Raw genomic sequence first — 17,667 nt, 5'->3', positions numbered from 1 at the left:
CGTCGCGCGCAGGCGACGGGGCGTCGGGCCTGGCTTCTCAGGCGTCGAAGCCGTTCTTGAAGATGCGGTCGACGGGGTTGGACGGAATCGCCATCACGCGCACGTTGCCGAAGGTGGCCGCGTTGACCTGAATCAGCACGCTGCCATCGGCGCCGATCCACGAATCCTCGCCGGCACCGTACAGCGCAGGACCGGAGGCGTCGAACGAGAAGCTGGCCACCGTGTCTGCGACCAAGCCCGATGCAGTCGGAATCAAGACGCTTTGCCCGGCTGCAAGGATGCGGCGCGGGGCGGCGCCGCGCTTGAGCAGCCACAGCGCGTATTCGCTGTTCGGGTTGGTGTAGGCGGAAACGAGGATGTCGCCATTGGAAAGAATCGCGCGCGCGTAGAAACTCGACCACGTGCGATCCGCCTCCGGACCGTAGCTGCCGCGCAGGTCGAACAGCGCGACGAGTTCCGGCGTACCGCCGGCCTTGACGCGCCACAGGCCGCTCGGGGTGGCGCCGTCACCGGTGCGCACGGTGGCGACAAAAGCACTCCACTCGCCGGCGCTCATCAACGAACCGGTAGTGAACGAACTCCAGGTCGCGTCGAGCCAGTGCGGCCCGTACGCGTTCGCTGCATCGTTCATCGCCAGCGGTCGATTGCTGGTGCCGTCATTCCAGAACAGCCCGGTGCGGCTCGATTCGGCCGAGCTCGGTCGGTAGTTGGCGAAGAAGTAGACGTTGCCTTCGTTGCCCGGCCGCGGCGTGGTGAACGAGCCGGTGAACTGTGCGGTGGCTATGCCGATGTCCGGGCCGAGCGCATCGGTGCGGCCACTCGCCGCGCGCGGGCGCGGCGCACCGTTGCAGACTTCCCAGATGCCGTCGCCGCTGCTCGCGCCGAACGCGCCGTAGACGCGGTTGCCGGGCGTTACCGCGAGAGCGCTGATGTCCCAGGACACGTCGAAGGTGTCGCCCGCGATCAGGTTCGGCGCGAGTTCGCGCGCGGTCGAGTTGCGCAACATGCACGGCTGGTTGGCCTGGCCCGGCAGCGACTGCACCAGCAGGCGATTGACCAGACCGGTCGGCGAGGTCACGTCCGCATTGATGATCGCGCGACCGCCGTTCATCGAGCGCACGCCGAAGGAAACGCCGGGGGCATACGACCAGTCGATGCCCATCCCCGGACCGAGCGGGCCGTCGGTGAGCACGCGCGCAATCTCGATGTTGTTGTGCTGGTCCCAGCGCCACACGCCGCGGGTCGCGTTGACGGTATCGGTCGGACTGCCCGCCTTGGCCACGAACGCGCGCTGGCCGTCGAAGCCGGCCGCGCCGTAGCCGCTGTTGAAGTCGACGAAGACATGCGCGGCTTCGCCGCCGCTGCGACCCGGGCCGAGTGCGCCGGTCACGCCTTCCTTCATGTATTGCGTCCACGTTCCCTGCTTGAACGCCCAATAGCCGACGTAGTTCGAGGAGCTCATCCGCACGCCGACCTGACCGGCACCGACATCGCCGAGGAGCACGTCGCCGTAGGCGCGCGCGACGCTCGGAAGGCCCGGCACGACCACGCTCGAGTTGGTGCCGATGACGGCGCGCCAGGGCACGCTCTGCGCGTCGACGCCCGGCGCGGCGAGGGCGAGGGCGATGGCGAGGGGAACGAGGCGGGGATTCATCGTGAGCGACTCCTGGATGGCAACGCGGAATGGGAACATCGGCCGTGCACGGCATTCCGGCGCGACGAGGGACGCGGAGCGTAGAAGGAATGCGTCGCTTGCGGGGCTACTTCGGCACCACGGCTCGGTAACGGATTGGCAACGCGAGGTACTCGCAACGCGGGAAGCGGGTCGTGTACCCTGCGCATCCGGCGTCGCGGCTGCATGATGTCGTCCCGCGCTTCCCGCCCGTTACCGCATGCAAGAACCCGAATCCACCGAGCCGCGCTGTTTCCGCTACCGCTTCGGCACTGCCGAGTTCGATGAATCACGCTTCGAGTTGCGCGTGGCCGAGCTGCCGGTCGAGGTCGAGCGCCGCGCGCTCGACGTGCTCGCCTATCTGCTGCGCCATGCGGGCGAGGTTGTGACCAAGGAAGAACTGCTGCGCGAGGTATGGGCCGGCCGCATCACCGTCGACAAGGTGTTGCCGAACGCGATCGCCAAGCTGCGCCGCGCGCTCGGCGAGGCGAATGCCGAGCGCCTCGTCACCCAGGCACGCATCGGCTACCGGCTCGACGGCGAGGTCCAACGCGTCGCGGTCGGTCGCCGCATCGGGAGCCGGCTTGAGCTCGCCGCCGGCCGGCCGGTGCCGGGCCGACCGAACTTCCTGCTGCTGCGCCCGCTCGGCTCGAACGGCGGCAGCGAGGTCTGGCTCGCCGAGCAGGCGAAAACCCGTGTACTGCGCGTGTACAAGTTCGGCGCCGACGGCGAACGCCTGCGCGCGCTCAAACGCGAGGCGACGCTCGCGCGCGTGCTGCGCGAGAGCCTCGACGAGCGCGGCCATTTCGTCGACATCATCGACTGGAATTTCGAGGCACCGCCGTTCTTCCTCGAATGCGAGTACGGCGGCGACAATCTGCTCGAATGGGCACAGGCCTCGCTTGCCGGCAGCAACGTCGACGCACGCATCGCACTGTTCGTGCAGATCGCCGATGCGGTCGATGCCGCGCATGGCGTCGGCGTGCTGCACAAGGACATCAAGCCCGCGAACGTGCTCGTCGCCGCCACCGACGGCGCACCGCATCTGCGCCTGACCGACTTCGGAAGCGGCCACCTGCTCGACCCCGAGCGCCTCGCCGAGCTCGGCATCACGCGCCTCGGACCGGCGACCGCTCACGACGTCGTCACCGACTCGAACGCAGGCACCGCGCTCTACGTCGCGCCGGAGCTGTTCGCCGGCCAGGCGCCGACCGTGCGCAGCGACGTCTACTCGCTCGGGGTAATGCTCTACCAATTGCTTGCCGGCGATCTCGCCCGGCCGATCGCGCCGGGCTGGGAGCGCGACATCGACGACGCACTGCTGCGCGAGGACATCCGCCTCGCCACCGACATCCATCCGCAACGCCGCATTGCCAGCGCGGGCGAACTCGCCGCGCGCCTGCGCCATCTGGCGGCACGGCGCGAGGCCGGCGAGCGGGCCGCGCAGGAAGCGGCCCGCGCACACGACGCGCGCGAAGCGATCGCGCGCAGCCGAGCGCGGCGTCCGTACGCGATCGCCCTGCTCGGCGCGCTCGGGGCCGGCCTCGTCGTCGCGCTCGGCCTGTGGCTAACCGCCTCGAACGCGCGCGACGACGCGCGCCACGAACTCGAACGCGCGAACGCGATCAACCGCTTCCTCAACGAGGACCTGATCGGCCGTTCCAATCCTCTCGTGCTGTCGAAAGGTGGCGATGCGTCGCTCAAGGACGTGCTGCTGGGCGCGCGCGATCGCATTGCGAAGCGCTTTGCCGGCCAGCCACTGACCGAAGCCTCGATCCGCACCAGTGTGACGATGCTGCTGAACATGATCGATCGCCTGCCGGAGGCCGAGGACGAGGCGCGCCGCGCATTCGCGTTGTATGCGCGCGAGGAAGGCGAGGCGAGTCTCGACGCACTGAAGGCGCGCACCCTGCTCGCACGCCTGCTCACGCGCACCGGAAAGTTCGACGAGTCGCTCCAACACCTGCACGCGCTCGACCGCCTGATCGGCGCCTCGCGCGATCCGTACCGGCGCTACCTGCGCGCATCGGCGTGGGGCATCTACGACATGAATCGCGGCGACTACGCCAAGGCGCTGCCCGAGTACCGCGAGGCGATTCCGCTGCTGCGCGCGAGCGAGCCGGACAACTACACGTTGCGCGACTCGATGCGCATGGACCTCATCGGCGCGCTGACCCAGACCGGCCATCACGCCGAGGCGCGCGCCGAAGGCGAAAGCCTGATCGCCGAAGCGCGCGCGCGTGGCGACGACAATGGCCTGGTCATCGCGTTCGCGCAGGCCGCTGTCGCGCGCACGTACACGCAGGAAGGTGAACCCGCCAAGGCCGAAGCGGAATTGCTCGACGCGCAGAGGACGATCGTCGCGCGCCTCGGCGCAGGCCACACGCGCAATCTGATGGTGCTCAGCGACCTGTTCGACGTCGCGATGAAGCGGCGCGACTGGCCGCATGCGCTCGACTACGCGCAGCGCGTGCACGAAGGCTTCCGCGCCAAGCTCGGCGAGGCGCACAACGTCAGCCACGTCACGCTCGCGAACTGGGGCCAGGCGCTGTACGAAGCGGGTGACGCGCGCGCCGCGCAGGCGAAGTTGCAACCCGCCTACGCCGCGCTCGTCGCGCAACTGACCGCGAGCAATCCGCAAAGCCAGCTCGCCGGCTTCTGGCTCGCCGCCGCAGACATCGACAGCGGCCACCTCGACGACGCGCAACGCGTGCTCGCAACGCTCGACCCCGTCGCACTCGAAGCCGGCGGCGCCGACGGCCTGTGGAGGTTCCGCCTTGACGCACTGCACGGCCTGTTGCTCGCCGCACGCGGCGACCACGCCGCCGCCGCACCGCTGCTGAAATCGGCGCTGGCCGGCTTCGCCGACGCGCAGGAAACGCTGCGCGATCGCGCACATCTTGCCCTCGCGAACGGACACGCCTGACGCCGCGCCGTCCTACAAACGCAGAGCCGTCTGCTCTCGCAGAGCCGAGCTTGCCCGGCTCATCCAATGCGTGACGTCAAAGCGTCGCCAGCGTTGCGTTCAAGGTCGCGCTCGGGCGCATTGCGCGGCTGGCCTTGTCGGCATCCGGGTGGTAATAGCCACCGATGTCGACCTGCTTGCCCTGCACGGCGGCGAGTTCGGCGACGATCTTCGCCTCGTTCTGCGCCAGTGTTTGCGCGAGCGGTGCGAACTTCGCCTTGAGTGCCGCGTCGTCGTCCTGCGCGGCGAGCGCCTGCGCCCAATACAGCGCGAGATAGAAATGGCTGCCGCGGTTGTCGAGTTCGCCGACCTTGCGCGCGGGCGAGCGGTCTTCGTCGAGGATGCGCCCGTTCGCCTGGTCGAGCGTGCGCGCGAGCACGCGTGCCGCCGCGCTGTCATGGCGTTCGGCAAGATGCTCGAGTGACGCGGCGAGCGCGAGGAATTCTCCGAGCGAATCCCAGCGCAGGTAGTCCTCCTGCACGAACTGTTGCACGTGCTTGGGCGCCGAACCTCCGGCGCCGGTCTCGAACAGGCCGCCACCGGCCATCAGCGGCACGATCGACAGCATCTTCGCGCTGGTGCCCAGTTCCATGATCGGGAACAGGTCGGTTAGGTAGTCGCGCAATACGTTGCCGGTGACCGAGATCGTGTCCTCGCCCCGGCGGATGCGCGCGAGCGAAAGGCGCATCGCGTCGACCGGGGAAAGGATGCGAATGTCCAGGCCGCGGGTGTCGTGGTCCTTCAGGTACCGCTCGACCTTGCGGATCAGCTGCGCGTCGTGCGCGCGCTTCGCATCCAGCCAGAACACCGCGGGGGTGTTGCTCAGGCGCGCGCGCGTGACCGCGAGCTTGACCCAATCCTGTACCGGCAGGTCCTTCGTCTGGCACATGCGGAAGATGTCGCCGGCTTCGACCGGCTGCTCCAGCAGCACCTTGCCTGCGTCGTCGACTACCCGCACGACACCGTCGGCGGCGAGCTGGAACGTCTTGTCGTGCGACCCGTATTCCTCGGCCGCCTGCGCCATCAGGCCGACGTTCGGCACGCTGCCCATCGTCGCGGGGTCGAACGCACCGTGCGCCTTGCAGTCGTCGATGACGACTTCGTAGATGCCGGCGTAGCAGCGGTCCGGGATCACCGCCTTGGTGTCCTGCAACTTGCCTTGCGCGTTCCACATGCCGCCGGAATCGCGGATCATCGCCGGCATCGATGCGTCGACGATGACGTCGCTCGGCACGTGCAGGTTGGTGATGCCCTTGTCGGAGTTGACCATCGCGAGCGCCGGGCGCGTCGCGTACTGCGCTGCGAGATCGGCCTCGATCGCGTCGCGCTGCGCCGCCGGCAGGCTCGCGATGCGCGCATGCAGGTCGCCGATGCCGTTGTTCGGGTCGAAGCCGAGCTGCTTCAACACGTCGGCATGCTTGGCCAGCGCTTCCTTGTAAAACTCGCTGACGACGACGCCGAACATGATCGGGTCGGACACCTTCATCATGGTCGCCTTGAGGTGCAGCGAGAACAGCACGCCCCGCGCTTTCGCGTCGGCGATCTGTGCGTCGACGAACGTGGCCAGCGCCTTGCGGTTCATCACCGCGGCATCGATGATCTCGCCGGCCTTGAGCGCGGTTTTTTCCTTCAGCACCCGGGTCGAGCCGTCCTTGCCGGTCCAGGCGATCTGCACGTTCGTCGGCTGTTCGACCACGGTCGAGGTTTCGCTGCCGTAGAAGTCGCCGCTGTCCATGTGCGCGACGTGCGTCTTCGAATCACCGCTCCACGCGCCCATCCTGTGCGGATGCTTGCGCGCGTAGTTCTTGACCGACAATGGCGCGCGGCGATCGGAATTGCCCTCGCGCAGCACTGGATTCACCGCGCTGCCCTTGACCTTGTCGTAGCGTGCCTTGGCGTCCTTTTCGGCGTCGTCCTTCGGCTCGTCCGGATACTGCGGCAGCGGCCAGCCCTGCGATTGCAGTTCGCGGATCGCGGCCTTCAGCTGCGGCACCGACGCGCTGATGTTCGGCAGCTTGATGATGTTCGCTTGCGGGGTCGTCGCGAGGCGGCCGAGTTCGGCCAGATCGTCGGCCACCTTGCGCGCGCCGAGCAGGTCCGGGAACTGGGCGAGGATGCGTGCCGCGAGCGAGATGTCGCGCGTCTCGACCGCGATGCCGGCGCGGCCAGCGAACGCCTGCACGATCGGCAGCAGCGACTGCGTCGCGAGCCAGGGGGCTTCGTCGGTCAGCGTGTAGAGGATCTTCGGACTGTCGCTCATGGGGCGGATCAACCTCGTCGTGGACGGGCGCCGTCGCCGGATGGCTGGGCGCGCGGGTTTGGGGGTGCGACACGCCCTCGATGGGGCCGGTGCAGCCGCCCATTGTCGCGCGTTCGGCGCCTTCGATGAAGCGATCGGCCGATACGCCGGGCAGTGGTTTTCGCTGCAGCGCACGATCCATGCATGGCATGCCACGTGCTAGTGTTGCGCCGAGGCCGCTTGTGTGCCGCCGGACGGTCGTTCGGTGAAGGGGCGCACGGCGCGGCAGCGGAGGACATGCTATGCGCATCGGCATCGTGGTGGATTCGGCCTGCGACCTGCCCGGCGATTTCCTGCACGAGCACCGCATCGAAATCCTGCCAATCACGACCTTCGTCGACAACGATACCTTCGTCGACAACCGCGACCCGGCCGTGCGCCAGCGCTTCCTCGACAACGACCTCGGTGCGCGCAGTCATGCGGCGGAAACCGAACCGTTCAGCGTCGAGGAGATCCGCGACCTGTTCCTGCGCCGCCTCGTCGTCGACTACGACTGCGTGTTCTGCCTGACCCTGATGTCGACCCGCAGCGGCGTGCACGCGAACGCGAGCAAGGCGAGCTTCGCGATCCTGACCGACTACCGGCCTATCCGCCGCGACGCCGGCGTGAGCGGGCCATTCCTGATGCGCGTGATCGATACCGAGAACCTGTTCGCGGCGCAAGGCATCACCACCGTCGAGGCGGTACGCCTGCGCGCAGCCGGGCAAAATCCGGGGCAGATCCGCGAGCGGCTCGAATACCTCGCCCACAACACCTACGGCTTCATGGTCGTGCGCGATCTCTACTACATGCGCGCACGTGCGCAGAAGAAGGGCGATCGCAGCGTCGGCTGGTTCAGCGCCGCGCTCGGCACCGCACTCGACATCAAGCCGCTGCTGCGCGGCTATCGCGGCACCACCGGACCGATCGCCAAGGTGCGCGGCTTCGAGCACGGCGCGGAGACGCTGTTCAACCACGCGATCAAGCGCGTGCGCGCCGGCCTGCTCACGCCGACCCTGTGCATCAGCTATGGCGGTCGACTGGAGGAGCTCGACGCGTTGCCCGGCTACGCATCGCTCAAGATGGTTTGCGCCGAACACGGGGTCACGCTGTACGAGGCGCCGATGAGCGTGACCGGCATGGTCAACGTGGGCACCGGCGCGGTCACGCTCGGTTTCGCCAGCGAGGAACACGAGTTCTCGATGTGAGGCGGTCGGTCTTGTGACCGATCCACTTCCCGGAGTGTTCGACAACCCTGCGGGCCGGTTTCCTTCTGTGGCTGCGGGCATCCTGCCCTTCGCCGCTTCGCGGCCGGCTTCGCTGTCCGCGCCGCCTGCAGCGCAGTGCTTGTCCAGGACAAGGCAAACCGCACACCCCACGCGGCTCGACGAGGGATGCCACTGAACCGCGCAACAAGAAAGGGCGCGGATCGCTCCGCGCCCTTCGTTCAAGCGGCGATGCAGCGCCCGATCACTTCACCGAGAAATCCTTGCTCGCGGCCGACTGGCCGTTGAGGGAAATCTCGACCTTGTAGTTGCCGACCGGCCAGCCATCCGGCTTGCTGATGTGGAACGCGGTCACGGCCGGGCCGTTCGGTGCGATGGTCTGGTTCGACTCGTTGACGGTCTGGCCATCCTGGAACGTCCACTTGGCCGCGAGCACGGCGTTCGGCGAGGTGCCGGTCGTCGACACCGCGGCATAGATCGTGTCCTTCGGCGTGAATGTCGTCGTCGCGGTCGTGACCTTCTGGTCCGGGCCGACGGCCGAGCCGAGGTCGAGCGAAGCGACGGCGACCGGGGCAGGCGCCGGTGCAACCGGCGGCGGCGGCGGTGGTGGCGGCGTCGGCGCAGGTGCCGGTGCGGGGGTGCTGGGTGCCGGGTGCGGCTCGTTCTTGCCACACGCGGACAGGGCGAGCGCGCCGGTGATCGCGGCAATCAGGATGAACTGCGGGCGTTGCTTGATCATCGTCAAAACCTCCAGGGTTGTCAGGCGTGGGTGTCCGTATCGGCGGCAGGAATCTTCAGCACTTGGCCGGGCTTGATCCGGTCCGGATCGTCAAGCTGATCACGGTTGGCGTCGAAGATCGGGTGCCAGCGATTCGCGTTGCCGTAGAAATGCTTGGCGATCTTCGAAAGGCTGTCACCCTTGACGACCGTGTAGGTCGTCGCGGCGCGTTCGACCACGGTAGCGGTCGATTTCACCCCGGACTGCACATTGCCGAAATCCGCTTTCGGCGCCGGCGGCGGAGCAGACGACTGCGCTCCGCTCTGCACGTTGGAAAAATCCGGCTTCTTGGGATCGTTTGCCATCGTCCGCTCTCCTCTGCGTTGCAGGACCCGCACATTACACCCCATCGCGCTTAACAGCGAATGAGTGCTTGCGATACGGCATCGTTACAATTCGCATCATGGCACGCTCGCTGCCCGCGGGCGTGATCCGTTCGCTATTGGCGAGCTCCACGCGGATTCGGCGGCCGGCGGCCGGCGCTGCCGCGCCAGGGGTTGATGTCGAGCCCGCCGCGGCGCGTGTAGCGGGCGTACACCTCGAGCACGGTCGGTGTGCAGCGCCGCATCACGTCGACGAAAATGCGCTCGACGCACTGCTCGTGAAAGCCCGAATGCTCGCGATAGGAGACGAGGTAGCGCAACAGGCCGGCGCGATCGATGCGCGGCCCGCGGTAGCGCAGCTGCACGCTGGCCCAGTCCGGCTGGCCGGTGACCGGGCAGTTGGACTTCAGCAGGTCTGACACCAGCACCTCCTCGACCGTCCCACCGGCGCTGTCCAGATGCTCGGCATTCGGCGGACCGTAGTCGTCGATGTCGATCTCCTGCGTGTCGATCGACTCGCCCTCGAGTTCGCACAGCGACAAACCGGCGAAACGTGACGGCGCGATCAGCTCGACGCCGACCGGTGCCGACGCGGCATTCGACAGGTCGCGCTCGAGCAATGCCGCGAGCGCGGCCGGTGACGCGACGCATTCCTGGTTGAGGCTGTTGAGGTAGAGCTTGAACGACTTCGATTCGATGATGTTCGGCGAGCTCGCCGGCACGCGGAATTCGGCCAGTGCGACCTGCGGCTTGCCACGCGCGTCGAGCCACGACAGTTCGTACGCGTTCCACACGTCGACGCCGTCGAACGGCAGCGGCTCGGGGATGCCGAGTTCGGCGCGGCCAAGGCTGCGCGGTATCGGAAACAGCAGCCCGGCGTCGTGGCGGCTCGCGTAGGCGACGGCGCGACCGAGGGGTCCGTGGTCGATGCTCATCCGGCTAGGATACAGGCGTCTTCGAAGCCCCGCCCTACGGCCGATGTTCGCGCGCGAGGTAGTCCTCGCTCTGCATCTCGATCAGGCGCGACTCGGTGCGGGCGAACTCGGCGCGCAGGCGCTCGCCATCGTACAACTCGACGATCGGCGCCGCCGCGGACAACACCAGATTCACGCCGTGGTCGTACACCTCGTCGACGAGTTCGACGAAGCGGCGCGCCGCGTCGTCGGTCTGCGGGGTGAACTGCGGAACATTCGAGACCAGCAGCGTGTGGTACGCGCGCACCAGCTCGATGTAGTCGGCGACGCCGCGCGGGCCTTCGCACAAGGCCTCGAACTCGAACCAGATCGCGCCGTCCGCCTCCGCATGCACCGGCACTTCGCGATCGTTGAGGACGAGTCCGAAGTCGCGCCGCAGCTCGCCGTGTGCGACGCGCTGGAACGCGGCCTGCATCGCGCGTTCGGCCGCCGCACCGGGCGGCGTGTAATAGACCGGCGCCTGTTTCAGCGCACGCAGGCGCCAGTCGGTCGCGGAAACCAGCTCAACCACCTCGCAGTGCTGTTCGAGCAGCGCGATCGCGGGCAGGAAGCGCTCGCGCTGCAGGCCGTCCTTGTACAGCGCGTGCGGCGGCGTGTTCGAGGTCGTGACCAGCACCACGCCGCGCTCGAACAGTGCACGCAGCAGGTTGGCGAGGATCATCGCGTCGCCGATGTCGCCGACGAAGAACTCGTCGAGCACGAGCACGCGCAGTTCCGCGGCGAGGCGCATGGCGATGTCGACGAGCGGATCGCTGTGCCCCTCGAGCGTGCGCAGCTCGGCGTGCACGTCCTGCATGAAGCGATGGAAATGCACGCGCCGCTTGCGTGTGGTCGGCAGCGCGGCGTAGAACAGTTCGGTCAGGAACGTCTTGCCGCGACCGACGCGGCCCCACAGGTAGATGCCGCGCGGCGCCGGCGGCCGCTCGCCGCGCAAGCGCTGCCACAGCGAAGGTGCGTGCGGCAGCAAAAGCTCGCCGTACAACCGGTCGAACGCCGGCAGCACCGCACGCTGTGCCGGATCGGCTTGCCATTCGCCGGCTGCGATGCCGGTGTCGTAGCGCCCGCCCGGCGTCACGCCGCGCGTCGCCGTGTCGACCTCGCGATTCATGCGCGCGCGGGCGGAAGGTTCGCGCCAAGCGCATTCCTCAGCGCGCCACGCAGGTCCATCAGGCGGCGGTGGAAGAAATGCCCGGTCTCCGGCATGCGGATCAGTTGCGCCGGCGGCTGCAGGGCCGAAGCCCATTCGGACACCGCGTTCGCGTCGACGACTTCGTCTTCTTCGCCTTGCACGATCAGCCACGGACAGGCCGGCGCAGCCACCCCGGCAAGATCCCAGCGCCCGACCGGCGGCGCGATCAGTACCAGTTGCGCCGGCTGCACGCGACCGGCCGCGCGCAAGGTCACGTAGCTGCCGAACGAGAACCCGGCCAACCACAGCACGTCCCCAGGCCGTTGCGCGCGCGCCCACTGCGCGATCGCGACCAGATCGTCGGTCTCGCCGATGCCGTTGTCGTGCGGCCCTTCGCTGCGACCGACGCCGCGGAAATTGAAGCGCACGGTCGCGAGCCCGAGTTCCAGCAGCGCACGCTCGGTGACCGTGACGACCTTGTTGTGCATCGTGCCACCCTGCAACGGATGCGGGTGGGCAATGATCGCCACGCCGGCGCGCGGTTCGATCCCCGCGGCGGGGACGCGGCAGGCGAGTTCGATGAGACCGGCAGCGCCGGGCAGCAGCACGTCGCCGGCGGGGTCGGAAAACGCGGGCGCGGACGCGCCGTGTGCAAGGGTCATCGGCGAATGATACGGCAACGACGGTGCGTGTCGTTCCGGCTGCACCTTCGCGTACTACCTCCGACGATTCCCCTGACGAGGTAGCGACATGAAGCGCATGCTTGAGCTCCTGCTGGTGTTTGCGACCGCGACGGCCAAGGCGGCGACGTTCACGGTCACGTCGACCTCGGACCTGCCGGACCTCCTTCCCGGCAATGGTTTCTGCAACGTTTTCCCGCAGGCCGGGCCCGGCCCATGCACGCTGCGCGCGGCGGTCATCGAGGCCAACGCGCTGGCCGGCGCCGATGTGATCGACCTTGCCGCAGGTGCGCACTACACCCTCGGCATCGAAGGCGCCGGCGAGGACGGCGGTTTCAGCGGCGACCTCGACATCAGCGGCGATCTGCAGGTGCGCTTCTTCGCGTCCGGCGAACGTCCGGTGGTCGACGCCGCCGGCATCGACCGCGTGTTCGACCTGATTTCCGGCAACGTCACCCTGCTCGGCTTCGACATCATCGGCGGCGAGGCGACCGACGCCCTCGCGACCTCCGGCGGCGGCGTGCTGGTCCGCTCCGGTGCCGGCGCCGTGACGCTGTCGCTGATGCGCGTGCACGGCAACCGAGCCGAACTCGGCGGCGGCCTCTACAACGCCGGCAGCGACACCGCCGTACTCGCGTCGGAGTTCTACGGCAACATCTTCGTCGGCGACATCAACGACACGCCCTCGGGCAGCGCAATCCGCAACCGCGGCAATCTGGTCGTCGGTTACAGCAGCTTCCATGGCAATGGCGGCGTACCGCCCGTGTTCGCCGTCCAAGGCCTTTCATCGAGCGCCAACACGATCGACAGCGAACCCGTCGGCGCCGCCAACAGCCTGCGCGTGTTCAACACGACGATGGCGCGCAATTCCGGCAACGCGATCAACACCGAAGGGGCCGTCGAGCTCGACCTGTCGAGCGTCACTCTCGCCGGCAACAGCGTGCGCGGGTTGCGTATCGCCGGCGACGGCGCCGCGGCGCTGATCCACAACAGCATCATTGCGCGCAACGCGTTCGCCGACTGCTTCGTCTCGGAGGGCGCCGACCTCGACGCGGACCGCTACAACCTCGACTCCGACGACAGCTGCGGTCTCGCCGGCGGCAGCACGAACCGCACCGGCGTCGATCCGCAGCTGACGCCACCCGCACGCCACGGCGGCATCACGATGGCAAGCTGGCCGGTCACGCCGAGCATCGCCATCGACCACGGCCATCCGTTGTTCACCGCGACCGGTTGCGAAGGCGATGATCAGCAGTTCGCCGACCGGCCGGTCGACTTCGACGGCGACGGCGCCGCGCTGTGCGACATCGGCGCGGTCGAGATGGACAGCGACGTGATCTTCTTCGATCCGTTCGATCGCCTCTGACAAGGTGCCGGCCGCATGTCCGTCCTGATCGCCCGTCTCCCACCGGCGCCCCGCGACGGCGATGCGGCCGGCGCCGCGTGCGATACTCGCGGCACGGCCAGCGAACTTCGGGTCGGCGCGATCGTGGACACATCGACTGCAGCGGATCAGCTGGTCGAGCGCCTGTCGGCCGAGGGCTTCGGCGACAGCGCCGACCTGCGCGCGCTGTTGCCGTCGATCTACGCCGACCTCAAGCGCGTCGCGCACCGGCAACTGTTCCGCCACCTGCACGGCCCGACGCTGTCGACGACCGTATTGGTGCACGAAGCCTATTCGCGCCTGGTCCAGGGCCACGACGCGCGCCGCCTCAGCCGCACGCACTTCTTCGCGCTCAGCGCCCGCGTCATGCGCCAGGTGATGATCGACCACGCGCGCGCGCGCGCAACCGGCAAGCGTGGCGGCACGCTGCTCGGCCTGCACGAGACCGATGCGGCGGAGGTGTCGCCATTCCAGGCGCTGCTGGCGTTCGCGCAGGACCTCGCTGCACTCGATCGCGCCGATCCGCACCTTGCCCGACTGATCGAACAACACTGGTTCCTCGGCATGGATTCGGGCGAACTCGCGGCGCTGCATGGCACCACCCAGCGCACGATCCAACGCGACCTGCGCCGCGCGCGCGCATGGATCGGGGAGCTGCTCGCGCCGTGAGCCACGTGTTCGACCCGCAGCGTTTCTCCGCCTGGGACGCATGGTTGCGCGAGGCGCTCGACCTCGACGAGGCGGGGCGCGAGCGCCTGTTCGCACGCGTCGCCCGCGAGCAGCCGGACGCCGTCGTCGGCCTGCGCCGGCTGCTCGCGCGCGCCGACGAAGGCAACGATGCGCTGTCCGGTCTGCTCGACGGCGAACTGTGGGCCGGACTCGCGGACGACGACGCGCGCGGGCAGCGATTCGGCGCGTGGCGCGCGCGCGCCACCCTTGCCCACGGCGGCATGGCGCGCGTGCTGCATGCCGAACGCGCGGACGGCGGCTACGAACAGGCGGCGGCGATCAAGTGCCTCTGGCCGGGCCTTGCTGCGCCGGACCTGGTGGCACGCTTCGAGCAGGAGCGGCAGATCCTCGCGCGGCTGGAGGACCCGCGCATCGCGCGCCTGCTCGACGGCGGCGTTCGGCGCGACGGCGTGCCATGGCTGGCACTGGAATTCGTCGACGGCGAAGTCATCGACGCCTACTGCGACGGCGCGCGGCTCGATCTCGACGCGCGCCTTGCATTGTGGGACGAAGTCGCCGCCGCGGTGTCGTCCGCGCACCGCCAGCTCGTCGTGCACCGCGACCTGAAACCGGCAAACGTGATGGTCCGGCGCGACGGTGCGGTCAAGCTGCTCGACTTCGGCGTCGCCAAGCTGATCGACCCGGACGGTTTCCCGCACGCAGCACCGGCGACGCTGCGCGACGGCCGAGCACTGACGCGCGTGTACGCGAGCCCGGAGCAATTGCGCGGCGAGGCGGTCACGACCGCGAGCGACGTGTACCAGCTCGGCCTGCTGCTGCTCGAACTGGCGACCGGCGTGCAGCCGTTCCGCGCGGCCGCGACGCCGGTGGAGTGCGAGCGGCGCATCTGCGAGGACATCGCGCCGGCGGCGTCACAGCTGGCCGCGCGCGGCGACGATGCCGCGCACCGGGCGGCGCGGCGATCGACCACTCCGGCGGCGCTCGCACGCCGCCTGCGCGGCGACTTCGACGCGATCGTCTGGTGCGCGCTGGCCAAGGCGCCGGCGCAGCGCTACGCGAGCGTCGATGCGTTGCGCGCCGACGTGGCCAACTGGCGTGCCGCGCGACCGGTGCGGGCGCGCCGCACCAGCCTGTTGCAGCGTACCCGCAAGGCGTTGCACCGCCATCGCTGGCTCGCGCTCGGCGTGCTGGCCCTCGCACTGCTGGGCGCCGGCTGGCTGCGGGCGCTGGTCGTGCAGTCGCAGCGGCTGCAACAGGAAGCCGCACTCAACCGCACCCTGCGCGACTACCTCGTCCGCTGGTTCCAGAGCGCGGACCCCGGAGATACGGCGTCGAGCGACCCGCGCGCCAGCGCCATGCTTGCCGCGGGACTGGTGAATGCGCGCCGCGATCTCGCGTCGGAGCCGCAGTTGCAGGCTGCGGTCACCGGGCTCATCGGCGAGGTCTACATGGCGCGCGGCGAGTACGCGCGGGCCGAACCGGTGATCCGCGAGGCACACGCGTTGTACGGCGCACTCCCCGACCTGGCACCGGAATGGCGCGGCGCGAGCACCGCCAGCCTGGCGACGCTGCTGCATTTCAGCGGCCGGTACGGCGAGGCGGAGGCCCTGTTCCGGGAAGCGCTCGATGCGCGCGTCGAGGCGATCGGCGAAACGGCTCGCTGGACGCTGTCGACGCGACAGTACTTCGGGGACCTGCTGCACAGCCGCGGCCGCTACAGCGAGGCGATCGCGCAACTGACGCGCGCGAGGGACGGCGCGATCGACACGTTCGGCGCGACCGACCCGCTGGCTCCGGCCATTGCGCGCAACCTCGCCGACGTGCTCCGCGACGCCGGCCGCTACGACGAAGCCGAAGCGCTCTACCGCGAGGCGATAGCGATACAGGGGGTCTCGCCCGGAGAGACGCACCAGAACACGATCGGGACCCGCCTCGGCTACGGCCGCCTGCTGCTGGATGTCGGGCGCTACGACGATGCGGCGGCGCAGATCGAGCCGGCGTTCGCGTTGTACGCGCGGGCGTCCGGCGCCGATTCACCTGCCACCGCCTACTGGGATCGCGTCGTGGCCGAGCTGGAAGAGGCGCGCGGAGACCTCGACGCCGCGGAACGGCGCCTGCGCAGGATCGATGCCGGCCAGCGCGGACGACTCCCCGAGCACCATCTGATCAACGGCTACGTTTCGCTCGACAGCGGCTTCGTCGCGCTCGCGAGCGGCGCGCTGGAAGCCGCCGACGCACAGTTCAGGCGCGCGCGGCGCGTGTTCGACGCGATCCAGCCGCTCGGTCATCCACGCCGCATCGAGGCGGCCATCGGCGAAGCACTCCTCGCGGCACGCCTCGGCAATGCGGCTCGAGCCGACGCGTTGCTCGCCGAAGCGCAGGCGCAGGCGAGCGCGCAACTCGAACCGGGCCACCGCCTGTTCGAGGCGATCGCCCTGGCGCGCGGCGACGCGGCGCCCGCGCATGCGATGCGTGGGCTGTCGATCCTGCGCGTGCAACGCGCACTCCCATCCGGAGGTTCACGATGACGATGCTGCAACGTCGCCACCCCATTGCGCGCACCCTGTTCGCGCTCGTCGGCATCGCGCTGGCAGGCGCGGCCAGCGCTGGCGACGCGCCACTGCCCGACCTCGTGCTGCGCGACGGCTTCGAGCGTCCCGAGTCGGCGGACATCCGCCGATTGTCCGACGAGTTTGCGAATGCGGCGACGCTCGGCGACTGGCGCCGTCTCTGGCGCGAAGAGTACTGGTTGCGCGATCCGCTCGACGCACTCGACATCGGCGCGACGCTCGATGGCTGGATCATGTTCGTTCCCGCCACCAGCACGTGGTACGAGGACTACGTCGGCGAACTTGCATTCAAGACCGTGGCCGGCGATTTCGTCGCCAGCACGCGCGTGCGTGCCCGCGCGCGTGACGGCGCCGGCGCGCCCGGTTCGACCCATGGCGGCAGCGTCGGGTCGGAATTCTCGCTCGCCGGCATCCTGGTTCGCGCGCCGCGCGCCGACGTCGCCTGCTGCGATCCGTCGTGGTGGCAGGCCGGTGGCGAGCGCTACGTGTTCCTCTCGTTCGGTGCCGCCGACCAGCCGGGCAGCTACCAGCTCGAAGCGAAGACGACGCGCGCGGCGGTCGCGCCGGAAACGCACAGCGTTTCCAACCTCGAACTCGCGGGCGCGCAAGGCGACGAGGCGGAACTGCGGGTCGCGCGCATCGGCGGTGCCATGCTGCTGCTCGTGCGCGAACCCGGCGACGCATGGCGCGTGCAACGACGCTACCGGCGCGACGATCTTCCTCTCGCGCTGCAGGTCGGCATGACCGTCTACACCGACTGGGCGATCGCATCGACGTACCCCTATTTCGAGCACAACCGCACCCACATCGTGCATGCATGGAACGACGCAGGGACGCCGGGCGACCCCGATCTGCGCGCGACGTTCGACTGGTTCCGCTTCGCGCGACCGCTGGTACCGGCAGCACTTGCCGGCCACGACCTCGCCGATCCCGGCGATGTCGATGACGCTGCGCTGCTCGCATTCCTCGGCGATGCCCTGCCCTGACCGGCGAAGGCC

13 protein-coding genes are annotated in these 17,667 nt (G+C 69.1%); 6 read left to right on the top strand and 7 right to left on the bottom strand.

Going from position 1 to position 17,667, the window contains the following annotated elements; genetic code table 11:
• Window positions 1-37: 37 nt before the first annotated feature.
• Entirely contained in the window at window positions 38-1,654 is a 1,617-nt protein-coding gene (locus ACILRJ_RS02220) for a hypothetical protein (protein ID WP_395679924.1), read from the bottom strand.
• 238 nt (window positions 1,655-1,892) lie between these two features.
• Here ACILRJ_RS02220 and ACILRJ_RS02215 point away from each other — a divergent pair, with 238 nt between their 5' ends.
• The gene (locus tag ACILRJ_RS02215) at window positions 1,893-4,598 is read left to right on the top strand and encodes a protein kinase domain-containing protein (protein WP_395679922.1); all 2,706 of its coding nucleotides are present in this window, start codon (window positions 1,893-1,895) and stop codon (window positions 4,596-4,598) included.
• A gap of 76 nt (window positions 4,599-4,674) precedes the next feature.
• Here the strand turns inward: ACILRJ_RS02215 and ACILRJ_RS02210 are convergent, their stop codons facing one another.
• Window positions 4,675-6,897, bottom strand: coding sequence for an NADP-dependent isocitrate dehydrogenase (locus ACILRJ_RS02210; RefSeq protein WP_395679920.1), 2,223 nt, complete (start codon window positions 6,895-6,897; stop codon window positions 4,675-4,677).
• Between the two features lie 281 nt (window positions 6,898-7,178).
• Between ACILRJ_RS02210 and ACILRJ_RS02205 the strand changes: the two genes are divergently transcribed.
• A complete protein-coding gene (locus ACILRJ_RS02205; protein ID WP_395679918.1) occupies window positions 7,179-8,123 on the top strand; it encodes a DegV family protein in 945 nt (314 codons plus the stop codon).
• Window positions 8,124-8,385: 262 nt separating this feature from the next.
• On the opposite strand, the gene ACILRJ_RS02200 is transcribed toward ACILRJ_RS02205, so the two are convergent.
• The 5 genes from ACILRJ_RS02200 to ACILRJ_RS02180 all read right to left on the bottom strand — a co-directional run bounded on the left by ACILRJ_RS02200 (window position 8,386) and on the right by ACILRJ_RS02180 (window position 12,007).
• A complete protein-coding gene (locus ACILRJ_RS02200) occupies window positions 8,386-8,880 on the bottom strand; it encodes a hypothetical protein (protein ID WP_395679916.1) in 495 nt (164 codons plus the stop codon).
• 20 nt (window positions 8,881-8,900) lie between these two features.
• Window positions 8,901-9,224 carry a LysM peptidoglycan-binding domain-containing protein gene (locus ACILRJ_RS02195; protein ID WP_395679914.1) on the bottom strand — a complete coding sequence of 108 codons (324 nt, stop codon included), beginning with the start codon at window positions 9,222-9,224 and terminating at the stop codon, window positions 8,901-8,903.
• 134 nt (window positions 9,225-9,358) lie between these two features.
• Entirely contained in the window at window positions 9,359-10,177 is an 819-nt protein-coding gene (queF, locus tag ACILRJ_RS02190; RefSeq protein WP_395679912.1) for an NADPH-dependent 7-cyano-7-deazaguanine reductase QueF, read from the bottom strand.
• A gap of 34 nt (window positions 10,178-10,211) precedes the next feature.
• Complete coding sequence (zapE, locus tag ACILRJ_RS02185; protein WP_395679910.1) at window positions 10,212-11,324, bottom strand: cell division protein ZapE; 1,113 nt, start codon at window positions 11,322-11,324, stop codon at window positions 10,212-10,214.
• A complete protein-coding gene (locus tag ACILRJ_RS02180; RefSeq protein ID WP_395679908.1) occupies window positions 11,321-12,007 on the bottom strand; it encodes an alpha/beta hydrolase in 687 nt (228 codons plus the stop codon). Before ACILRJ_RS02180 ends, zapE begins: the two co-directional genes overlap by 4 nt.
• 88 nt (window positions 12,008-12,095) lie before the next feature.
• On the opposite strand from ACILRJ_RS02180, the gene ACILRJ_RS02175 reads away from it, so the two are divergent.
• From ACILRJ_RS02175 to ACILRJ_RS02160, 4 genes are read left to right on the top strand one after another with little or no spacing between them, the layout of a single operon-like run.
• Entirely contained in the window at window positions 12,096-13,391 is a 1,296-nt protein-coding gene (locus ACILRJ_RS02175) for a choice-of-anchor Q domain-containing protein (RefSeq protein ID WP_395679906.1), read from the top strand.
• 15 nt (window positions 13,392-13,406) lie between these two features.
• Window positions 13,407-14,078 (top strand): ECF-type sigma factor, encoded by a 672-nt coding sequence (locus tag ACILRJ_RS02170; protein WP_395679904.1) that lies wholly within the window; start codon window positions 13,407-13,409, stop codon window positions 14,076-14,078.
• Window positions 14,075-16,627, top strand: a complete 2,553-nt coding sequence (locus ACILRJ_RS02165) for a tetratricopeptide repeat protein (protein ID WP_395679902.1) — start codon at window positions 14,075-14,077, stop codon at window positions 16,625-16,627. The genes ACILRJ_RS02170 and ACILRJ_RS02165 overlap by 4 nt, the downstream gene beginning before the upstream one ends.
• A complete protein-coding gene (locus ACILRJ_RS02160; RefSeq protein ID WP_395679900.1) occupies window positions 16,624-17,655 on the top strand; it encodes a hypothetical protein in 1,032 nt (343 codons plus the stop codon). Before ACILRJ_RS02165 ends, ACILRJ_RS02160 begins: the two co-directional genes overlap by 4 nt.
• Window positions 17,656-17,667 lie beyond the last annotated feature (12 nt).

It is taken from the genome of Dokdonella sp. (assembly GCF_044227025.1).
Taxonomy (GTDB): domain Bacteria; phylum Pseudomonadota; class Gammaproteobacteria; order Xanthomonadales; family Rhodanobacteraceae; genus Dokdonella_A.
Note: the sequence above shows the minus strand (reverse complement) of the source record. Positions and strands in the feature narration are given on the sequence as shown.

What these genes read in the sequence shown, in the direction of transcription:
- ACILRJ_RS02205 (WP_395679918.1), top strand. Translation starts at nt 7,179, where the DNA reads ATGCGCATCGGCATCGTGGTGGATTCGGCCTGCGACCTGCCCGGCGAT.
- ACILRJ_RS02175 (WP_395679906.1), top strand. Translation starts at nt 12,096, where the DNA reads ATGAAGCGCATGCTTGAGCTCCTGCTGGTGTTTGCGACCGCGACGGCC.
- ACILRJ_RS02220 (WP_395679924.1), bottom strand. Translation starts at nt 1,654, where the DNA reads ATGAATCCCCGCCTCGTTCCCCTCGCCATCGCCCTCGCCCTCGCCGCG.
- ACILRJ_RS02195 (WP_395679914.1), bottom strand. Translation starts at nt 9,224, where the DNA reads ATGGCAAACGATCCCAAGAAGCCGGATTTTTCCAACGTGCAGAGCGGA.
- ACILRJ_RS02170 (WP_395679904.1), top strand. Translation starts at nt 13,407, where the DNA reads ATGTCCGTCCTGATCGCCCGTCTCCCACCGGCGCCCCGCGACGGCGAT.
- ACILRJ_RS02180 (WP_395679908.1), bottom strand. Translation starts at nt 12,007, where the DNA reads ATGACCCTTGCACACGGCGCGTCCGCGCCCGCGTTTTCCGACCCCGCC.
- ACILRJ_RS02215 (WP_395679922.1), top strand. Translation starts at nt 1,893, where the DNA reads ATGCAAGAACCCGAATCCACCGAGCCGCGCTGTTTCCGCTACCGCTTC.
- ACILRJ_RS02160 (WP_395679900.1), top strand. Translation starts at nt 16,624, where the DNA reads ATGACGATGCTGCAACGTCGCCACCCCATTGCGCGCACCCTGTTCGCG.
- ACILRJ_RS02210 (WP_395679920.1), bottom strand. Translation starts at nt 6,897, where the DNA reads ATGAGCGACAGTCCGAAGATCCTCTACACGCTGACCGACGAAGCCCCC.
- queF (WP_395679912.1), bottom strand. Translation starts at nt 10,177, where the DNA reads ATGAGCATCGACCACGGACCCCTCGGTCGCGCCGTCGCCTACGCGAGC.
- ACILRJ_RS02200 (WP_395679916.1), bottom strand. Translation starts at nt 8,880, where the DNA reads ATGATCAAGCAACGCCCGCAGTTCATCCTGATTGCCGCGATCACCGGC.
- zapE (WP_395679910.1), bottom strand. Translation starts at nt 11,324, where the DNA reads ATGAATCGCGAGGTCGACACGGCGACGCGCGGCGTGACGCCGGGCGGG.